The 19,063-nt window shown below is 33.4% G+C and carries 13 protein-coding genes and 1 pseudogene; 11 read left to right on the top strand and 3 right to left on the bottom strand.

The window, feature by feature from the left end; translation table 11 throughout:
• Positions 1 to 168: 168 nt before the first annotated feature.
• Both ACWCL1_RS01395 and ACWCL1_RS01390 read left to right on the top strand, forming a co-directional pair.
• Entirely contained in the window at positions 169 to 2,706 is a 2,538-nt protein-coding gene (locus ACWCL1_RS01395) for a M1 family metallopeptidase (protein ID WP_454545137.1), read from the top strand.
• A 107-nt stretch (positions 2,707 to 2,813) separates the two neighbouring features.
• Positions 2,814 to 3,632, top strand: coding sequence for a Cof-type HAD-IIB family hydrolase (locus ACWCL1_RS01390; protein WP_454545136.1), 819 nt, complete (start codon positions 2,814 to 2,816; stop codon positions 3,630 to 3,632).
• A gap of 31 nt (positions 3,633 to 3,663) precedes the next feature.
• Here the strand turns inward: ACWCL1_RS01390 and ACWCL1_RS01385 are convergent, their stop codons facing one another.
• Positions 3,664 to 4,332 carry a histidine phosphatase family protein gene (locus ACWCL1_RS01385; RefSeq protein WP_454545135.1) on the bottom strand — a complete coding sequence of 223 codons (669 nt, stop codon included), beginning with the start codon at positions 4,330 to 4,332 and terminating at the stop codon, positions 3,664 to 3,666.
• A 195-nt stretch (positions 4,333 to 4,527) separates the two neighbouring features.
• On the opposite strand from ACWCL1_RS01385, the gene ACWCL1_RS01380 reads away from it, so the two are divergent.
• A complete protein-coding gene (locus ACWCL1_RS01380) occupies positions 4,528 to 5,238 on the top strand; it encodes an MIP/aquaporin family protein (protein WP_454545134.1) in 711 nt (236 codons plus the stop codon).
• A 297-nt stretch (positions 5,239 to 5,535) separates the two neighbouring features.
• A complete protein-coding gene (locus ACWCL1_RS01375; RefSeq protein WP_454545133.1) occupies positions 5,536 to 7,419 on the top strand; it encodes an acyltransferase family protein in 1,884 nt (627 codons plus the stop codon).
• 37 nt (positions 7,420 to 7,456) lie between these two features.
• Here the strand turns inward: ACWCL1_RS01375 and ACWCL1_RS01370 are convergent, their stop codons facing one another.
• Positions 7,457 to 7,876 (bottom strand): hypothetical protein, encoded by a 420-nt coding sequence (locus ACWCL1_RS01370; protein WP_454545132.1) that lies wholly within the window; start codon positions 7,874 to 7,876, stop codon positions 7,457 to 7,459.
• A 1,073-nt stretch (positions 7,877 to 8,949) separates the two neighbouring features.
• On the bottom strand, positions 8,950 to 9,516 hold the full coding sequence (locus ACWCL1_RS01365; protein ID WP_454545131.1) for a sugar O-acetyltransferase: 567 nt from the start codon (positions 9,514 to 9,516) through the stop codon (positions 8,950 to 8,952).
• 283 nt (positions 9,517 to 9,799) lie between these two features.
• On the opposite strand from ACWCL1_RS01365, the gene ACWCL1_RS01360 reads away from it, so the two are divergent.
• From ACWCL1_RS01360 to ACWCL1_RS01330, 7 genes and pseudogenes are all read left to right on the top strand, one after another.
• On the top strand, positions 9,800 to 11,176 hold the full coding sequence (locus ACWCL1_RS01360; protein WP_454545130.1) for an amino acid permease: 1,377 nt from the start codon (positions 9,800 to 9,802) through the stop codon (positions 11,174 to 11,176).
• Positions 11,177 to 11,276: 100 nt separating this feature from the next.
• Positions 11,277 to 11,855: a sugar O-acetyltransferase gene (locus ACWCL1_RS01355; protein WP_454545129.1), complete on the top strand. Its 579-nt coding sequence runs from the start codon at positions 11,277 to 11,279 to the stop codon at positions 11,853 to 11,855.
• 123 nt (positions 11,856 to 11,978) lie between these two features.
• Complete coding sequence (locus tag ACWCL1_RS01350) at positions 11,979 to 12,755, top strand: CPBP family intramembrane glutamic endopeptidase (protein ID WP_454545128.1); 777 nt, start codon at positions 11,979 to 11,981, stop codon at positions 12,753 to 12,755.
• A 171-nt stretch (positions 12,756 to 12,926) separates the two neighbouring features.
• Positions 12,927 to 13,772, top strand: coding sequence for a PRD domain-containing protein (locus ACWCL1_RS01345; RefSeq protein WP_454545127.1), 846 nt, complete (start codon positions 12,927 to 12,929; stop codon positions 13,770 to 13,772).
• A gap of 121 nt (positions 13,773 to 13,893) precedes the next feature.
• Positions 13,894 to 15,864: a beta-glucoside-specific PTS transporter subunit IIABC gene (locus ACWCL1_RS01340; RefSeq protein ID WP_454545126.1), complete on the top strand. Its 1,971-nt coding sequence runs from the start codon at positions 13,894 to 13,896 to the stop codon at positions 15,862 to 15,864.
• Positions 15,865 to 15,876: 12 nt separating this feature from the next.
• Positions 15,877 to 17,340: a glycoside hydrolase family 1 protein gene (locus tag ACWCL1_RS01335; protein WP_454545125.1), complete on the top strand. Its 1,464-nt coding sequence runs from the start codon at positions 15,877 to 15,879 to the stop codon at positions 17,338 to 17,340.
• Positions 17,341 to 17,587: 247 nt separating this feature from the next.
• Positions 17,588 to 19,058 (top strand): annotated as a pseudogene (locus ACWCL1_RS01330) (UbiD family decarboxylase).
• Positions 19,059 to 19,063: the final 5 nt, after the last annotated feature.

Here is a 19,063-nt window from a genome sequence, read left to right as displayed (position 1 = left end):
TATTTTTTAGTGGTAAATCAATTTTTGATATAAAATTAGGTAATTTTACAGGGCATAGAAGAATTGCATTCTAGTTAGCTATCTTTACTTTAAAAATGAAACCAGATGACCTATACTCAACATAGTTGGTTGGAAAGTAATTGGTTTATTATTACAGGGGTGAAAAAAATGACAAAAAAAGAACATTTGTATAATTTTTTTAAACCAAAGCATTATGATATTTTCTTAGATATTAATCGCGAAAAAAAAGTTTTCTCTGGCAAAGTCACAGTAACAGGGGAAGCGGTCAGTTCAAAGATTGGGATCAACGAAAAATATATGAACATTATATCAGTTAAAGCAAACGGACAAGCAGTTTCATACCAAGTTGATGAAGGCGCTGAAGCCATTCAAATTGAACTTGACCAAACGGGAAAAACAACTTTAGAAATTGAGTTCAATGCTAAATTAACTGATACAATGATGGGAATTTATCCATCATATTATGAAGTTAACGGCAAAAAGAAGCAAATTATTGGAACTCAATTTGAAAGTACTGCAGCCCGGCAAGCCTTTCCCTGCGTTGACGAGCCGGAAGCTAAAGCAACGTTTGACATGGCCATTAAATTTGATGAAAAGCCAGGCGAAATAATTTTAGGCAATATGCCAGAAAAGAAATGCGAAAATCATGTTCATTATTTTGAAACGACCAAGCGCATGTCTTCATACTTGATTGCCTTTGCCTTTGGTGAAATGGTCAGCAAACAAACAACAACTGATGATGGAATTAAAATCGGAGTATATGCATCTCCAGCTCACAAGGAAGATGAACTTGATTTTGCATTAGACATTGCAAAGAATGCAATTGAATTTTACGAAAAATACTATGAAACTCCATATCCATTGCCACATTCATGGCAATTGGGCTTACCAGACTTTTCTGCTGGTGCAATGGAAAATTGGGGCTTGATCACATATCGTGAAGCCTTTTTAACATTAGATCCAAAAAATGCTTCATTAAGTGTTAAGCAACACAATGCCACTGATATTACGCATGAACTAGCACACCAATGGTTTGGTGATTTAGTTACAATGAAGTGGTGGGATGATTTATGGCTAAATGAAAGTTTTGCCAATATGATGGAATACGTTTCAAGTGATGCAATTCATCCTGAATGGCATATGTGGGAAGTCTTCCAAGAAAAAGAAGTTCCAATGGCATTGAATCGGGATGCGATTGATGGAGTTCAACCCGTTCACGTTGAAGTCGAAGATCCCGCTGATATTGATGCAATTTTTGATGCTGCGATTGTTTATGCTAAAGGTTCAAGAATGCTTGTAATGGTCCGCTCATTAATCGGTGACGATGCTTTACGCAAGGGCTTAAAGAACTACTTTGAAGCACATAAATATGGCAATGCAGTTGGTGATGATTTATGGAAAGCATTAGGTGATGCATCTGGTATTGATGTAAGTTCAATTATGAAATCATGGTTGAATCAACCAGGTTATCCAGTAGTAACTGCTAAGATTGTTGATGGTAATTTACAATTATCACAAAAGCAATTCTTTATTGGTGAAGGTCAAGATAAAGGACGGCAATGGCAAATTCCTTTAAATAGTAATTACAAGACAGTTCCTGCTATTATGAAGGAAAAAACTCTTGATTTAGGCAATTATGAAGAGTTGAAGAATCAAAATGACAATAAACCATTTGTTTTAAATATTGATAATAACTCACACTTTATTGTGAAATATGATCAAACTTTACTTGACGATATTTTAGCTCATCTTGATGAATTAGATTCAATTAGTCAACGTGAATTATTACAAGACATGCATTTGTTAGCACAAGGACGTGATGTTTCTTATGCTGATTTAATTCCATTAATGAGTCACTTTGATAATAGTTCTTCATACATTGTAAATGATGCCTTATTTGCTATCGCAGATGATTTGAAGAAGTTTGTCAAACCAGGTTCTGATGATGAGAAGAACTTGAAGAAGTTTGTTAATGAATTAAGTGAAAAGAAATTTGAACGCTTAGGAATTGAAGCTAAAGACAATGATGATAATGATGCAATATTAGGGCGGCCAACAATTGTAAAAGCAGCATTATATGCTAAAAACGAAAAGGCAATTAAAGCAGCTCATGAAATGTTTAATGCACATAAAAATGAGATTGCCACAATTCCTGCAAGTGTACGACCATATGTAATGATGAGCGAAGTTATTAACTATGGTAATGAAGATTTGTATAATACTTTATTAAATGAATATCGCAAGACAAGTGATGGAATGTATCAACGTGATATTTGTACAGCTTTAACTGCAACTTCAGATAAGCATTTCATTGAAGAACTTCTTGATCAATTTAAGAATGCAGATACAATTAAACCGCAAGACTTACGTGAATGGTATGTTGGTTTGCTTCAAAACAATGATGGCCAACAAGCAGCTTGGGATTGGATGCGAAATAACTGGGATTGGATGTCTAAGACTGTTGGTGGTGATATGGAATTCCATACTTACATCACATATACTGCTAATACATTCTATACGCAAGAACGTTATAAAGAATTCAAACAATTCTTTGAACCAAAAGTTAATACTCCAGGATTAACACGTGAAATTCAAATGGACATTAAAGTCATTGAAGGTAAAGTTAACTTAGTTGAAGCTGAAAAAGATGCGGTTGCAAAAGCAATTGACAATGTAGCTAAGTAAATCTTTATTAAATTTAAAGGGCAAGAAGATGAATGCTTCTTGTCTTTTTTTGTTTATTAGATATAATAAAATTTATAAAACGCTTACAAAGCGGAAGGGGATTTATTATGAAAACAAAGTTAATTGCAATTGATATTGATGCAACTTTGATCAATGATCAAAAGGAAATTATGCCTCAAACTAAACATGAACTAAAGAAATTAAGTAATGAAGGATTTAAAATTGTTCTTTGCTCTGGTCGTGCTATTACGGGATTAGAGCCATATTTAAAAGAGCTTGATTTATGGGGCAGAAAAAATCAGTATGCAATTGCATTTAATGGGGGAAATGTATATTCACTAGAAAAATTAAACTCGGTTGCTGCAAATTACTTAACGGATGAAGAAACGATTCAACTGGATCAATTAGCACGCCAATTAAATGTTAATGGCGAAGTTGTTACTAGTAAAAGTAATGCCTATGTTGTTAATGGTGATATGTCAGTATATGCTGACGTTGATCGCAAAGACAGTCGGCTAAATTTTTACCAAGTTTCTGGTTATGAATTTTTGGAAAATGAAAATGTTCAAAAGTATTTATGGACTGACCATCCTGATGTGATTTCAAAGAAAATTGAAGAAATTCCAGCTGAATATTTTGATAGGTACCAAATTGTCCGCAGTGGTCCAATTTTCCTTGAATTTTTACCTAAAAATGTAAGTAAAGGAAATGCGGTGCAAGCACTTGCTCAAAAGCTAAAAATTGATTTAGAAGATGTAATTGCTTTTGGAGATGAAGAAAATGATCTTTCAATGTTTAACGTTGCGGGAACCGCAGTAGCAATGAAAAATGCACGTGATGAAATCAAAAAGGCGACTAATATGATCTCACTTGATGATAATAATCATGATGGCATTGGAAAAACGCTAGTTAAAATGTTTGGCTAATAAAAAAATCTGCAGTTTAACTGCAGATTTTTTAGTATTTTTCTCCATCCATAAAATGATTGTAGTAGTCAACTAAGATTTGACCATCATCAATAACTGTTAATTTAGTAACTGAACCATTTTTAGGGCCATTGTTAGGTGCATCATATTCGGGTGCAAAGCGATCAACAATTGTCCGAATTGTTAAACTATGACTTACAAGCAAAATATTTTCACCATTATGATGATGTTGTTTTAAATATTCAAATCCTTCTGAAATTCGTGTTTGGAAAGTTTTTTCATCTTCTGCATCGCCGAATGGATCAGCTTCATGAAGAAAGTCTCGAGTTGCACTTGCTCCATGTTGATCTAAAATTTGATAATAGGTGTTTGCTCCATGTGGTGCACCTGCCATTACCCATGTATGACCAGAATCGCTTCCTTCAAAATAGCCAAATCCTTGTTCACGGAAATAAGGAATTGTTTTTAAATTAGGAGTATCATTTTGATTTTGTTTTAAAATTTCTTCACCTGTGCGAATTGCTCTTAAAGTATCAGAAGCATATGCGGCATTAAAAGAGACATTTTGCAAGTGTTCACCAGCAATTTGTGCATCTTTGACTCCTTGATCAGTCAGCGGAGAATCGCACCATCCTTGTAAACGCCGATATTTGTTTAAAATAGTTTGTCCATGTCGTGCTAAGTAAATTGTAAAACTCATAAAATAACCTCTTTCAAAATGCTAATGCTATTTTAGCATATATTCAGAATGGGATATTAATCTTTTTTAAAATTAAAGAAAATCATTCGTATTTTTGAAAATAAACAGTTATAATTTTCAGTGGCTGTGAAAAATGCTTTCAATCTTTTAACATAGATTGTAAATTTTATTATTTTCAATATGGGAGGGTAAATCATGCAAGGATTTATCGCAGAGTTCTTTGGAACAATGATTTTAACAGCAATTGGTTGCGGTGTTGGGGCAGGTGTTAATTTAAAAGACACATATAACCGCGGTCAAAGCTGGTTATTTATCTCACTTGGATGGGGATTAGGAATTACATTCGGTGTATATGTAGCTGGAACACTTGGTTCAGAAGGATTTATTAATCCAGCAATTACATTAGGAACAGCAATTTGTGGCTTATTCCCATGGAATGAAGTTTTACCTTACTTAGCAGGTGAATTTTTAGGTGCATTTGTTGGGGCTGCAATTGTATTAGTGCAATACTACCCACAATTTAAAGCAACTCGAAGTGAAAATGAAGGTAACTCAGTTGGTGTGTTTGCAACTGCACCTGCAATTAACAATCCAGTTTTCAACTTTTTAAGTGAAATGATTGCTTCATTTATTTTTATCTTTACACTTTTAAATCTTGGAAACTTTACTCAAGGCTTAAAACCATTGATTGTTGGTTTGATTATTACAGCAATCGGAATGGCTTTAGGTGGAACAACTGGATTTGCCGTAAACCCAGCACGTGATTGGGGTCCACGGTTAGCATATACAATTTTACCAGTTCCAAATAAAGGAAATGCTAACTGGAAATATGCATGGGTTCCAATGGTTGGTCCAATTGTTGGTGGTATTTTAGCTGCTGGATTGCATGTTTTATTAACAAAATAATAGTTAAAATGATTAGTCTAGAGGCTGTGACGTAAGTCCAGCCTCTATTTCTATATTCGTATAATCGTGTTCCAAAACAAACGGGCATGCCTGTAAGTTCAAAATTCTCCGAATCTTTACTGCGTGATTCGTTCGGATTTTTTCTTACAGCATACCCGTTTCTAGTGTTTTGTCACAACTTCTTTTTGTACTATTAGTGAGTAAATCAAAGTAAATTTAATTAAGAAAAGATAATGTAATTCCTGGAAGAACGTGCTATTGTAGAGGTATCAAATTTTAAAAGGGAAGTATATTAAGATGAGCAAAAGGTTGAAGAGTAGTCGGTATATTACGGGGTTTGATGGCATTCGCGCCTTAGCGGTTATCGGTGTTATTTGTTATCACCTTTTACCAACAAGTATGCAAGGTGGCTTTTTAGGAGTTCCCATCTTTTTTGTAGTTTCAGGATACTTAATCACAGATTTATTGTTGCAAGAATGGAATCAAAATAATGACATTAGTATTAAAGGCTTTTATCAAAGAAGAATTCATCGTCTTTATCCTGCTTTAGTAGCAATGATTTTTACAACAACTGCATATATTACATTGTTCCAACGCTCTTTATTGACGCATATTCGGGCAGTGATTACGACCAATTTGACATATGTGTATAATTGGTATGAAATTATGCATCATCAATCATATTTTGATAAATTTGGAACGCCTAGTCCATTTACTCACTTATGGTCACTTTCAATTGAAGGACAATTTTACTTTATTTGGCCAATTGTGTTGTTGCTTGCACTTAAATTAGTCAAGGATAAAAAGAAAATTGGGTTAGGAGTTTTAGTAGCTGCAGCTTTTTCGGCATTGTTAATGGCAGGATTATATCACCCAGGAAATGATCCTTCGCGAGTATACTATGGAACTGATACGCGGATGTTTTCAATTCTTTTAGGTGCAGCACTAGCATTTATTTGGCCAAGTGTGCGTTTAAAAAAGAATTTAGAAAAATCTCATCGAATTACCTTAGATGTAGTCGGAGTGAGTGCACTTTTCTTAATTTTAGTGATGTTTATGACGATGAGTGGTGAAGATCCATTTGTTTATCGGGGTGGAATGTTACTTTTTTCAATCATCTCAATGTTTTTTGTAGCAACGGTAGCTCATCCTGGAGCGGATTTGAACCGATTGATGACAAATAAATTATTTACTTGGATTGGGAAAAGAAGTTATGGAATTTATATTTATCAGTATCCAGTAATGGTTTTTTATGAATCTGCAGTTAAAAATGTTGGTGATCATCCATGGATCAATGCAATCATTGAAATCACAATTATTTTATTGATTAGTGAATTTTCATATCGGTTCATTGAATATCCGTTACGTCGTACTAATTTTAAGAATGCTTTTAAAAAATTGCGGTTAATTTTTCAAAGAAATCCGCAAATGCGCAAAATGCAAATTATGGTTGCAAGTGCAGTAATTATTTTTGGAATTGCTTCATATGGCGCACTTGTACAACCTAAGGCGAATAACAAGTCAACTGTTCAAGGCGAACAACTACAACAAAAAATTGCAGCTAATCAACAAGTAGTTAAAAAACATAATGCTAAGTTAAAAAATCAAAGTAAATCACAAGCATCAACAAGTCAAAGTTCTCAAGCAAAGCTGATTGATAAAAATGGTAAAGTGACTGCTGCAGGACAAAAAGTGGCACAATCAATGTCCCTTACCGGTGTAGGAGATTCAGTAATGGCAGATGCTGCGGAAACATTGCAAAAGGAATTTCCGCAAATGTATATTGATGCTAAAGTAGGTCGTCAGGCTAAAGATGCACCTGCAATTTTGCAAGATTTGAAAAATAAAAATCAACTGGCACCTAATGTTCTTTTAAGTTTAGGAACCAATGGGGAAATCAAAGATGATGATTTAAAACAAATCATGGATATCATTGGACCCAAACGTCAAGTTTACTGGTTGAATGTGCATGTGCCAACTCGTTCATGGCAAAACCAAGTTAATGATACTTTGAGTAATGCAACTAAACAGTATTCAAATTTACACGTATTAGATTGGTATAATTACTCTAATGGAAAAACTGATTGGTTCTATGAAGATAATGTCCATCCAAATGAAAATGGACTTAAATATTATGGTGATTTTGTCTTACATGGAATTTTAGAAAACACAAAAAATTAGTAAAAAACTGCGACGTAAGTCGCAGTTTTTTGTCACCTTAATTAGTTACGACTACAATTTTCATTACCTTATTTAAAATTACAAAAAATAAAGGAACAGTTACAGACATTGCAATTCCAGTAACAACACTTGCTGGCATGGATAAAACCGCGATGGCGATTAGTTTATTTCCTTGCATGCCGACCACTAAACCTTCAATTAAGTAACGAAGAAAACCCGACAAAATTTTTGATAGTCCACTAATGATTCCTACCAAGATGATTTTGGAAAGTTGATTCGAATAGTGGACAACTTTAAATGTTAACCATGAGACTGAAACTACAATTATGACTTCCATTATAATTAAATAGGCATGCGTAGCATATTTTGATTTATACATATTGTAATGAAAAATATAATGCGAATGGATGAAACTGAAATGAACAAGCAAATCAATCAATATAAAAATTACGTCCAAATGAAACTTCCAAAGTTTGAAGAATTGGGCTAAAGGAGTATAACTATAGAAAAAAAGATCAGCAATTTAATCAAATTTTTGAGAATTATTTAAAAGCTTTCAAAGATACTTCTGTTTCAAAAGAAATTCAAAGTTTATTGCCAATTGTGATTTCTACATTTCAAGGATTAATTGATCAATTGCCACAATACGTTGAAAAGTCTTACAAAATGGAGTATCTCAAGAAAAAATTTTGGAAGTAATTTAATAGCTTGACTCCATTGGTGGCATTGGACGTACAAAAGCTGCATTGAAGACAGCGCATCAAGCTTTATCCACAAAAGAATTTATTCCAAAACAAAATGATCCTCAATCTAGTAAGAATGTACAAAAGAAACTTTATGGAACTGAAATTCGTAAATTATTATCAAATCTACTAGAGCATGTAAGTGATTTTTGTTGCAGATCATCTTACAGATCACTTTTTTGAGAAGATTTCTATCAACGTGAATCTCTTTCATTAGAAGAACAGGAATTTTCAAGTTAGTTTCATTTATGCTCATACTAAAAAAGAAATTAAAGTGGGTAATAGCGAAGCGACGATTGTGTGGATTGCTATATGTAAGGTTTCTATTAGTAATTAATAATATCCCAAAAGTTCATAAAGTCGCAATGGAACTAAAAGAACAAATTAAACGTGCTCTTTAATAAAATCGATAAACGTTTTAATAGCAGCGAAATAATGTGAATTTTTGCGCCAAGCAAGTTCATGATCAGCGCGAAAATAATTTTCAAAAGGAATAAATGTAATATTAGGATATAAATTTAATTTGCCAATTCCACCAACACTAAAAAGACATGTGTTAAAAAGGGAAAGGCACGTGCAATTGATTTGTCTAATTGTTTTGCATATTCAAATGATGTTGCCATTTTATTATGCGATATCAAGTGTCAAAAAAGCCTATGACATGTCAACTTCATTTATCACTTTAACGCAAAGAAAAAGTGATAGAAAACAAGATTTCATCGGATCAAATTTTCTAGCACCATCTTAATCTGTTTATTATGTATTTAATTTTGTTTTACATGAAACACTAATCTAATTTTTTAATAACTTTAGCAGGATTACCAACTGCAATAGAATTAGCAGGAATATCATTAGTAACTACACTTCCAGCTCCAATGATTGAGTTTTTACCAATTGTAACTCCTCCTAAAATAGCGGTATTGCCACCAATCCATACATTGTTTTCAAGTGTGATTGGCCGTGCAATTAAGTCATGTTGTTTGCGATTAGCTTTTTTAGGTGGAGCAGCGGTATAAAATCCAACTTTAGGAGCAATGTTAGCCTGATTACCAATTGTAATGGGAGCAAAATCTTGCAAAATACAATCATGATTCAAAAAAACCTCATTGCCAAGTTCAATATTAAATCCAAATTCGCAATAAAAATTAGGTTCAATATACAAATCACTACCACATTTTTTAAATAACGATGTTAACAACTTTTCATGATAGCCTTGGTTTTGATTAACAGTTTCATTATATTGATGGCACTTAGTGAGTGCATATTGGTGAGCAAGATGCATTATATCGGTTTGACTGTTAAATACTTGGTAATCTTTAGTGAACGCATTAATTTTGGCAGCTAAATCTCTCATTAAAATCTCCTCAAAATAATTTGTTGAAATTATTATAGCGCACTACGAAAAAAAGAGTGCAAAAAAAGTTAGAATATTAGAATTTGATAATAAAATTATTGGATGAACTAAACATCTTAAGTGAATATAGAATAATAAGTTGTTAAAACACCAAAATTTTAAATATAGATTAGAATTTAAGACGACAAATATTCGTTCATTTTCGATTATAAGATTATCTCTAATTTGATTTTAATTTAAATGTAATTTAGAATTAATGTAACTACTTAAAAGGAGAGATTTGATGAATGAAAGTGACAATGAGAAATTAACGTTATCGCGCTCGCTAAAAAGTCGTCATGTAATGATGATTGCAATTGGTGGAGCAATTGGAACTGGATTATTTTTAGGTTCTGGATCTGCTATTCGAAGCGCAGGACCTTCAGTAATTCTTGCATATTTAGTTTTTGGAATCTTCTCATTTTTTATGATGAGAGCTTTAGGTGAATTATTAGTATCTGACTTAAGCAAACATTCCTTTATTGATTTTATGGAAGAGTACTTAGGAGAAAAATTTGCTTTTGTTGTAGGTTGGATGTATTGGGGATGTTTCCTTGCTTCTGCAATGGCGGATTTAACTGCTTCTGGAATTTATTTTAAATACTGGTTTCCACATTTACCTCAATGGATTCCACCACTTGTTATTTTAGTTTGTTTATTATTGGCTAATATGATTGATGTTGGTGTTTTTGGTGAACTAGAAAGTTTACTTTCAATGGTAAAAATTTTAGCAATTTTAGCATTGATTGGCGTAAGTTTATTTTTAGTAACAACGCATGCTAAAGTTGGTTCATCAGTAGCATCATTCAAAAATTTGTTTGCTTACCATGGCTTCTTTCCAACAGGAGCAATTGGATTTATTCAATCATTTCAAATGATTGCCTTTGCCTTTGCAGGTATTGAAATGGTTGGATTGACTGCAGGTGAAACTAAGGATCCAATGGTCGATATTCCTAAGTCAATTAACAGTTTACCAGTACGAATTGGATTATTTTATATTGGTTCAATGCTAGCAATTATGACAGTTTATCCTTGGAATAAGATTACAACATCTTCAAGTCCATTTGTCCAAGTCTTTTCAGGTGCTGGGATTGCTGGAGCTGCTACAATTTTAAATATTGTTGTGATCATTGCGACAATTTCAGCAACCAATAGTGCACTTTTCAGTACAAGTCGTTCACTTTATTCGTTGGCAAAAGCTGGACATGCATCTAAAAGATTTATGAAATTAAGTTCATCAGCGGTTCCTAACAATGCATTGCACTTTTCTTCATTTATTTTATTAGTAGTAGTGATTTTAAACTATGTAATTCCTAATAAAGTATTTGACATTATCGCAAGTGTAGCGGCAATTAATTTCATTTTTGTATGGATTTCGATTTTAATTTGTCATTTGAAATACCGCCAAGCAGTCAAAAAAGATGCAAGTGTTAAGCCACTTAAATTTAAGATGCCTGGTTATCCATTTACTGATTGGATTTCAATTGTATTTTTTGTAGCCCTTCTTGGTTTACTTGTTTTCTTACCACAAACAGAAATTCCAATGTTGGTTTCAGTGGTTTGGATTGCAGTACTATTTATTGCTGCATTGTATTGGAGTAACCATAAAAAAAGACAATGATTCCATTAAATGAATTTGACGAAAGAGTAGATGAAGAAGCTGATTAGTTTTTGTTTCACATGAAACCATTAGTTATAATGTTACTAAAGGATGTGAGCAGATGGATTTAAATACGCATCAAAAATTAACATTAGAAGAAATTGAGCATGTTAAAGCAATTACAAATTCAGGTAAACTTTATTATGATTATGATCCCTTGATTGAAAAAGCCCGTAATTATGCCTTTTATATATGTCGTGAATATAACCGGAGCCAAGATTTGAATCTTTTAAAAGAATTGTTTGGCAAAATGGATGAAAATGCTCAAATTGAGTATAACTTTATTACTGAATTTGGTTTTAATCTTTATTCTGGTAAGAACTTAATTATTGGTAATGATGTTAAAATGATTGATTGTAATGTTATCACCATTGGCGACAATGTTAATATTGGAAGTAATGTTGGAATGTATACCTCCAATCATGCATTAGATCCTGAAAAAAGAGCTAATCATTGGTGTAGCGAACAGCCAATTACGATTGGTGATAATGTTAGTATTGGCAATGACGTAACCATTTTACCTGGAATTACCATTGGTGATAACACTATTATTGAAAGTGGTAGTGTTGTGACTAAGGATATTTCAGCTAATAAAATTGCCAGTGGAGTTCCTTGTAGGGAAGTTGAAAATTTGAACTAGAAGATGCGATTGATAATCGCATCTTTTTTATTTTGATATTTTTACTCCCTTATAAGGATATTTTACAGTCCTCTTAAAAAGAGTGTGCTAAGCTTAAAAGACATTTTTCAAGGAGGTATTTAGATGAAAAATGCATTTTCAAGTTTAGGTAAACCAATTTTAATTACAATGATTTGGTTTATTGGATTTTTAGTCGCTAATATTTGTGGGGGATTGGTACCGCTTGCGATGAAAGTTCCAGTAAAATCAGCACAAGGAATTTTATTAGCAACTGGTTCAATGGCAATTTTAATGGTAGGTTTTAGTTTACTGTTAAATCGCTGGTATGCTAAAGCTAAAATATATAGTAAATTAACTGGAATTTTTAAATCATACCTAACAGATATTTTTTATATAATCTATTTAACAAGCATTATGATGATTATTTTTGAACATAAAGCCCATAACTTAGGACTTAGTTTTTTAACGGCGTTTGCAGTTGCGACATCAGAAGAATTGATTATTCGCGGAATTATTTTAGGCAAGATAATTGAAGTATGGAGAGGAACTCATAAAATTTGGGCTTCCATTCTCATTAGTAGCTTTTTCTTTGCATTAATTCATATAATCAATATACAACATCAGTCTGCATTAGCTACACTTATTCAAGTAGTATATACATTTTTTATAGGAGTAATTTTAGCAATTGTTTACTTAAAGACTGGAACATTATTGTCAGCGATCCTTTTTCATGGACTTATTGATACTTACGGTTTTATTCAAACTAACTCATTTAATGTTGTTAATTCACAGGGAAATTGGACTACTGTAGGAATTTGTGCGGTAATGTCTTTATTCTTTATTATTTCAATCTTACGTAAAGGACAAATGGATCGAATCAAAGCTAACTTTAAAATTTAAAAAAGATGTAAAAAGTTATTGACAGCGTTTTCATAGAACGGTAATATAATAATTGTAAAGAACGTGTTACTGATTCGATCAGGCATAAGTCTACATTTAAAGTGTTATACTTGATTTAAGTTTTTGAGCACTTTAAACGTGGACTTTTTGTTTTATTAGGAGAAAAATGTGATGAAATATCTTAAAAGTTTTAATAATAATGCAGCATTAGTTAAAGATAAGCGGGGGAAAGAGTTCGTAATCGTTGGTAACGGGATTGGTTTTGGAAAGCACTGCGGTGATTTGGTCGATGAATCTAAAATTGTCCGTAAGTTTATTGCTTCTGATTCGGAAACACCTGATATTGATGAGTTTGAAAATATTCGTCCGCAAGCCATTGAGATTACTACTAAGGTAGTTGATTTGGTTGAAGAAATTAGTAAAATTCATTTCTCTGATTATCAGTACTTTGTTCTTGTAGATCATATTGATTTTGCTTTGAAACGCTCATTAGATGGAATTGATATTCCTGACGGAACGGTGCGCTGGAGCGTAAAACACCTTTTCAAAAAAGAATATGAAATTGCTGATCAAGTAATTAAGTTGATTGAAAAGGAAGCCAACGTAAAGTTACCTCAAAGTGAAAAGATCTTTATGACCTACCATTTATTAAATGCTGAAGGTGATGGCACAAAATTACAGGATACCGTAAAAGTGACTCAGTTGATCTCAGGGATTGTATCAATTGTTCAATATGAATATCACATTGAACTTGATAAAGAATCTTTTAATTATAATCGCTTTATTGAGCATTTACGTTCTTTCATGATTCAACATATTAGTGGAGAGCAGCGTTCAAATCAAGAACTTGATCCAACTCTTTTAACGGTGATGGAAGAAAAGTATCCGAAAGAAAGCAAAACGGTTGAACGAATCAATACTTTTTTAAATGAGAAAACGGGATGGAAATTAAATCCTGATGATCGTGTCTATTTAATATTACATATTTGGCGTGTTACTCATCGCCACACAAACTAAGGTGTGTTACTAATACGATTAGGCATTAACCCAAGTTTGATTTATCTATATGAATTAAGATGGTCTTTTTTCATGTATGTAAATTAAACTTGGGTTTTTGCTTTCAAAGGAGGAGAAAATCATGGCTTATCAAAAATTATGTAACGAAATTATTAAAGGCATTGGTGGTAAAGATAATGTCATTAGTGTAGTTCATTGTACAACGCGACTTCGGTTTAAACTAAGGGATCAAAAGAAAGCAAATGACAAAGAAATTGAAAACATTGATGGAGTTATTTCAGTAGTTAAAGCAGGCGGACAATATCAAGTTGTCATTGGAAATAATGTTGCAGACGTATATGATGAACTCTTAAAAATCGGTGGCTTTTCTGGTGGTGGCGAAGTTCCTGATGATTACGAAGATAAAAGCAATATGAGTATGTTGGATCGTTTTGTTGATTTAATTTCAGGAATTTTTACACCAATTTTAGGTCCATTATGTGCAGCTGGAATGATTAAAGGTTTTGCTGCAATGTTTGCATCATTAGGATGGATATCTCAATCATCTGGGACTTATCAAATTTTATATGCAATTGGTGATGGGTTCTTTTACTTCTTACCAATTATTTTAGCAATTAGTGCATCTAAGAAATTTAATTTAGATAAATATATCGGAATTACAATTGGAGCAGTGATGTGTTACCCATCAATTGTTGCAATGGCTAGTAGCAAACATGTGCTATTTACTTTATTTGAAGGAACCTTTTTGCAATCTGAAATTCACTCTACTTTCTTAGGAATTCCAGTAATTGCTGCTACTTATACTTCATCGGTTATTCCAATTATTTTAGCAGTATGGTTCGCAAGTCATGTACAAAAATGGATGCGTAAAATTATTCCAGATGTAGTTAAACTATTCTTAGTTCCATTCTTTACGTTATTAATTGCAGTTCCAGTAAGTTTAATTGTAATTGGACCAATTGCAACTTGGTTAGGTAATGCAATTGGGTTTGTATGTAAGTCAATTTATGGATTTAGTCCAATTTTAGCAGGGGTCTTATTAGCCGGTTTTTGGCAAGTGTTCGTTATGTTTGGATTGCACTGGGGAATTGTTGCAATGGCAATGGCAAATTTAGCTGCCTTGGGATATATGCCAATTTTACCACTTTCAACAGCAGTTTGTTTTGCCCAAATTGGAGTCGTTTTAGCAATGGTTTTCCAAACTAAGGATCAAAAATTACGTGCAGTTGCTCTTCCAGCATTTGTTTCTGGGATTTTTGGAGTAACTGAACCGGCGATTTATGGAGTTACTCTTCCACGTAAGAAACCATTTATTTTAAGTTGTATCGCTGGAGCTGTAACAGGTGGAATTATCGGTGCGTTTAAAGGTGTGGGTTACATGATGGGAGGAATGGGAATTTTTGCTTTTCCAACTTTCATTAATCCAAAAACAGGAATTACCATGGGATTTTGGGGCGTTATAATTGCTTCAATCGTTGGATTTATTCTTGGCTTCATTTTACAAGCTTTATTTGGTAAAAACGCAGTTGATGGACCAGAAGTTGCTACTGCAGCGGCACCTGCTCCAGTTGTAGATGAAATTTATGACGATGATGAAGAAAAAGGTGCACAACCACAACAAACAAAGATTGACTATAACAAAGCAACTGAATTAAAGGCGCCTGTAAGTGGAAATGCAGTTGCATTAGCAAGTATTAAAGATGAAGTATTTGCATCTGGTGCAATGGGAAAAGGCGCTGCCATTGAACCAAGTGATAATACGATTGTAGCACCTGCTGATGGTGAAGTATTAATGACTTTCCCTACAGGACATGCAATTGGTCTTAAAACTAAAGATGGTGCTGAAGTGTTGATTCACATTGGAATGGACACAGTTGAACTTCAAGGTAAAGGATTTGAAACTTTGGTTAAAAAAGGTGACAAGGTGACAAGTGGACAATCATTAATCAAATTTGACTTGCAATCAATTAAAGATGCAGGCTATGAGACCACAGTTCCAATGGTCGTAACTAATTCTAAGAATTATCACGAAATTAACCAAGTTAAAGAAGGTGCCATTAAAGCTGGCGATGAATTATTACAATTAAATTAGGAGGAATGAACAATGGCTTTTCCAAAGAATTTTTACTGGGGTGGCGCAACAGCCGCTAATCAAATCGAAGGGGCATATAATGTTGATGGACGTGGTTTAACTCGAATTGATGTTACAACTGCAGGAACTTTAAATACACCTCGACAAGTAACATATAAATTTAAAGACGGTAAAACAGGCAAAGGATTAACAATTCCGCAAGATGCAGTTGGAGCAGTTTTACCAGATGAATATTACCCTAACCATGAAGCAATTGATTTTTATCATCATTACAAAGAAGACATTAAACTTTTTGCTGAAATGGGCTTTAAAATGTTTCGAATGTCAATTTCATGGTCACGTATTTTTCCAACAGGTGAAGAAGATCAACCTAATCAAGCTGGTTTAGATTTTTACCGGGATGTTTTAGAAGAACTGCATAAATATAACATTGAACCATTAGTAACAATTTCGCACTTTGATGATCCACTTGCAATGGAAGAAAAATATAATGATTGGCAAGATCGGAAAGTAGTCGATTTATATATGAAATTTGCAAAGACTCTTTTCAAAGAATACAAAGGGTTAGTTCATTATTGGTTAACTTTCAATGAAATTAATAATACTATAATGTTTCTCAAGTGGGAAAATGAGCATGTTACAGATGAGCAATACCAACATACTTATCAAAAACTTCATTATCAATTTTTAGCAAGTGCCAAAGCAGTGCAAGCAGCTCATGAAATTGATCCTGAAAATAAAGTTGGTTGCATGATTTGTGGGATTACAAATTATCCTCTTACATGTGATCCAAAGGACATTTTATTAAATCGACATACTTGGGAAGAAGACATCTTCTATTGTGGAGATGTTCAATGTAAAGGAAAGTATCCAACTTATGCTGAGCGTTTATGGCAAGCACACGATGTTAAATTAGATATTACGGATGAAGATCTTGAAGTTTTGAAAAACGGAAAAGTCGATATGTATACTTTCTCATATTACATGTCAAGTACAGTAACGACTCATCAAATTGAAGAAAAGGTTGGTGGCAACTTCTCAAGTGGTGCTAAAAATCCATACTTACATTATTCTGAATGGGAATGGGCAGATGATCCAACTGGTTTGCAATACTATTTAGAAATGATGAATGATCGTTATGAATTGCCAATGATGGTCGTTGAAAATGGACTAGGTGCGATTGATAAAGTTGAAGATGGTAAAATTCATGATCCATATCGCATTGACTATATGAAAGCACATATTAAAGCGATGAATAAAGCAATTGAAAATGGAGTGGACTTAGAAGCATATACTTCATGGGGTTGCATTGATTTAGTATCAGCAGGAACAGGTCAAATGTCTAAGCGTTATGGCATGATTTATGTTGATCGTGATGATGAAGGGCATGGCTCAATGAAACGATTGAAAAAAGATTCATTTGATTGGTATAAAGAAGTCATTGAAACTAATGGCGAAAGCGTCATTAACGAATAAATTAATTCAAGAAGTTGTGACAAAACACTAGAAACGGGTATACTGTAAAGGAAAATCCGAACTAATCACGCAGTAAAGATTCGGAAGGTTTTGAATAAACGGACATATTCGTTTGTTTTGAGGATATGATTATACGGATATAAAAATAGAGGCTGGACTTACGTCATAGCCTTTTTTTGATGTTAACCTTTGAGAAAAATTGAAGATTTGTTATAAAATAAAACATAAATGAAAAGAGGCGATATTTATGAATCTTCCAAAGGATCCATATGATTTAAGAAAAATATTGAGAGAATTAAAAAATGAACCCGGGCAATATCATGAAACTAATAAAGCAGTTGACCCTAATGCAGAATTAGCAGGAGTCTATCGCTATATTGGTGCAGGTGGAACGTCCTACTAAAGAAGGTCCGGCAATGATGTTTAACAATGTAAAAGGATTTCCAAATTCACGTGTATTAATTGGAATTCAAGCCAGTCGGAAACGCGTTGGCAAGATTTTACATCATGATTATCGAACTTTAGGACGTTTTTTAAAAGATTCAGTTGAACATCCAGTTGCTCCAGTGATTGTTTCACGTGAAAATGCTCCAGTACAAGAGGTTGTTCATAAAGCAAGTGATCCCGATTTTGATATTCGTAAATTATTACCAGCACCAACCAACACACCTCTTGATGCAGGACCATATATTACAATGGGAGTAGTAATGGGGTCTAATCCTGATAAAACAATGAGTGATGTCACGATTCATCGAATGGTGTTAGAAGATAAAGATACAATTGGCATGTACATTATGCCTGGAGGAAGACATATTGGGCATTTTCAAAAGGAATATGAAAAATTAAATAAACCAATGCCAATTACAATTAGCATTGGACTTGATCCTGCCATTACAATTGGATGTACATTTGAACCACCAACTACGCCATTAGGATATAATGAGTTAAATGTTGCTGGCGCATTGCGGCAAGAAGGAGTTCAAATTACTAAGGGAATTACTGTTGATGAAATGGCCATTGCCCGTGCTGAATATGTTATTGAAGCAGAGATTATGCCAAATCAAATGATGCAAGAGGATATTAATACTCATACTGGTTTTGCAATGCCCGAATATCCAGGATATGATGGTAAGGCAACTCGAGTTAATGTTGTAAAAGTTAAAGCCGTCACTCATCGCAAAAACAATCCAATTATGCAAACCACAATTGGTCCAAGTGAAGAACACGTTTCAATGGCAGGCATTCCAACTGAAGCAAGTATTTTGGAAATGGTTGATAAAGCCATTCCAGATAAAGTTAAAAATGTATATAATCCATCATGTGGTGGGGGAAAATTAATGTCAATTATTCAAGTACATAAAGAAAATGAAGCGGATGAAGGAATTCAACGTCAAGCGGCCTTACTTGCATTTGCTGCATTTAAAGAATTAAAAACGGTGTGGTTAGTTGATGATGATGTCGATATTTTTGATATGAATGATGTTGTTTGGACTATGAATACACGTTTTCAAGGAGATCAAGATATAATTGTTTTACCTGGAATGCGTAATCATCCTCTTGATCTATCAGAACGTCCTCAATATGATCCCAAATCAATTCGTTTCGCGGGGATGAGTTGTAAAACAATTATTGATGGAACCGTTCCGTTTGATATGAAAGATCAGTTTAAACGTGCATCTTTCAAAAAAGTGGATGATTGGCAAAAATATTTAGATTAAGGAAA

The organism is Ligilactobacillus sp. LYQ135, from assembly GCF_053711055.1.
Note: the sequence above shows the minus strand (reverse complement) of the source record. Positions and strands in the feature narration are given on the sequence as shown.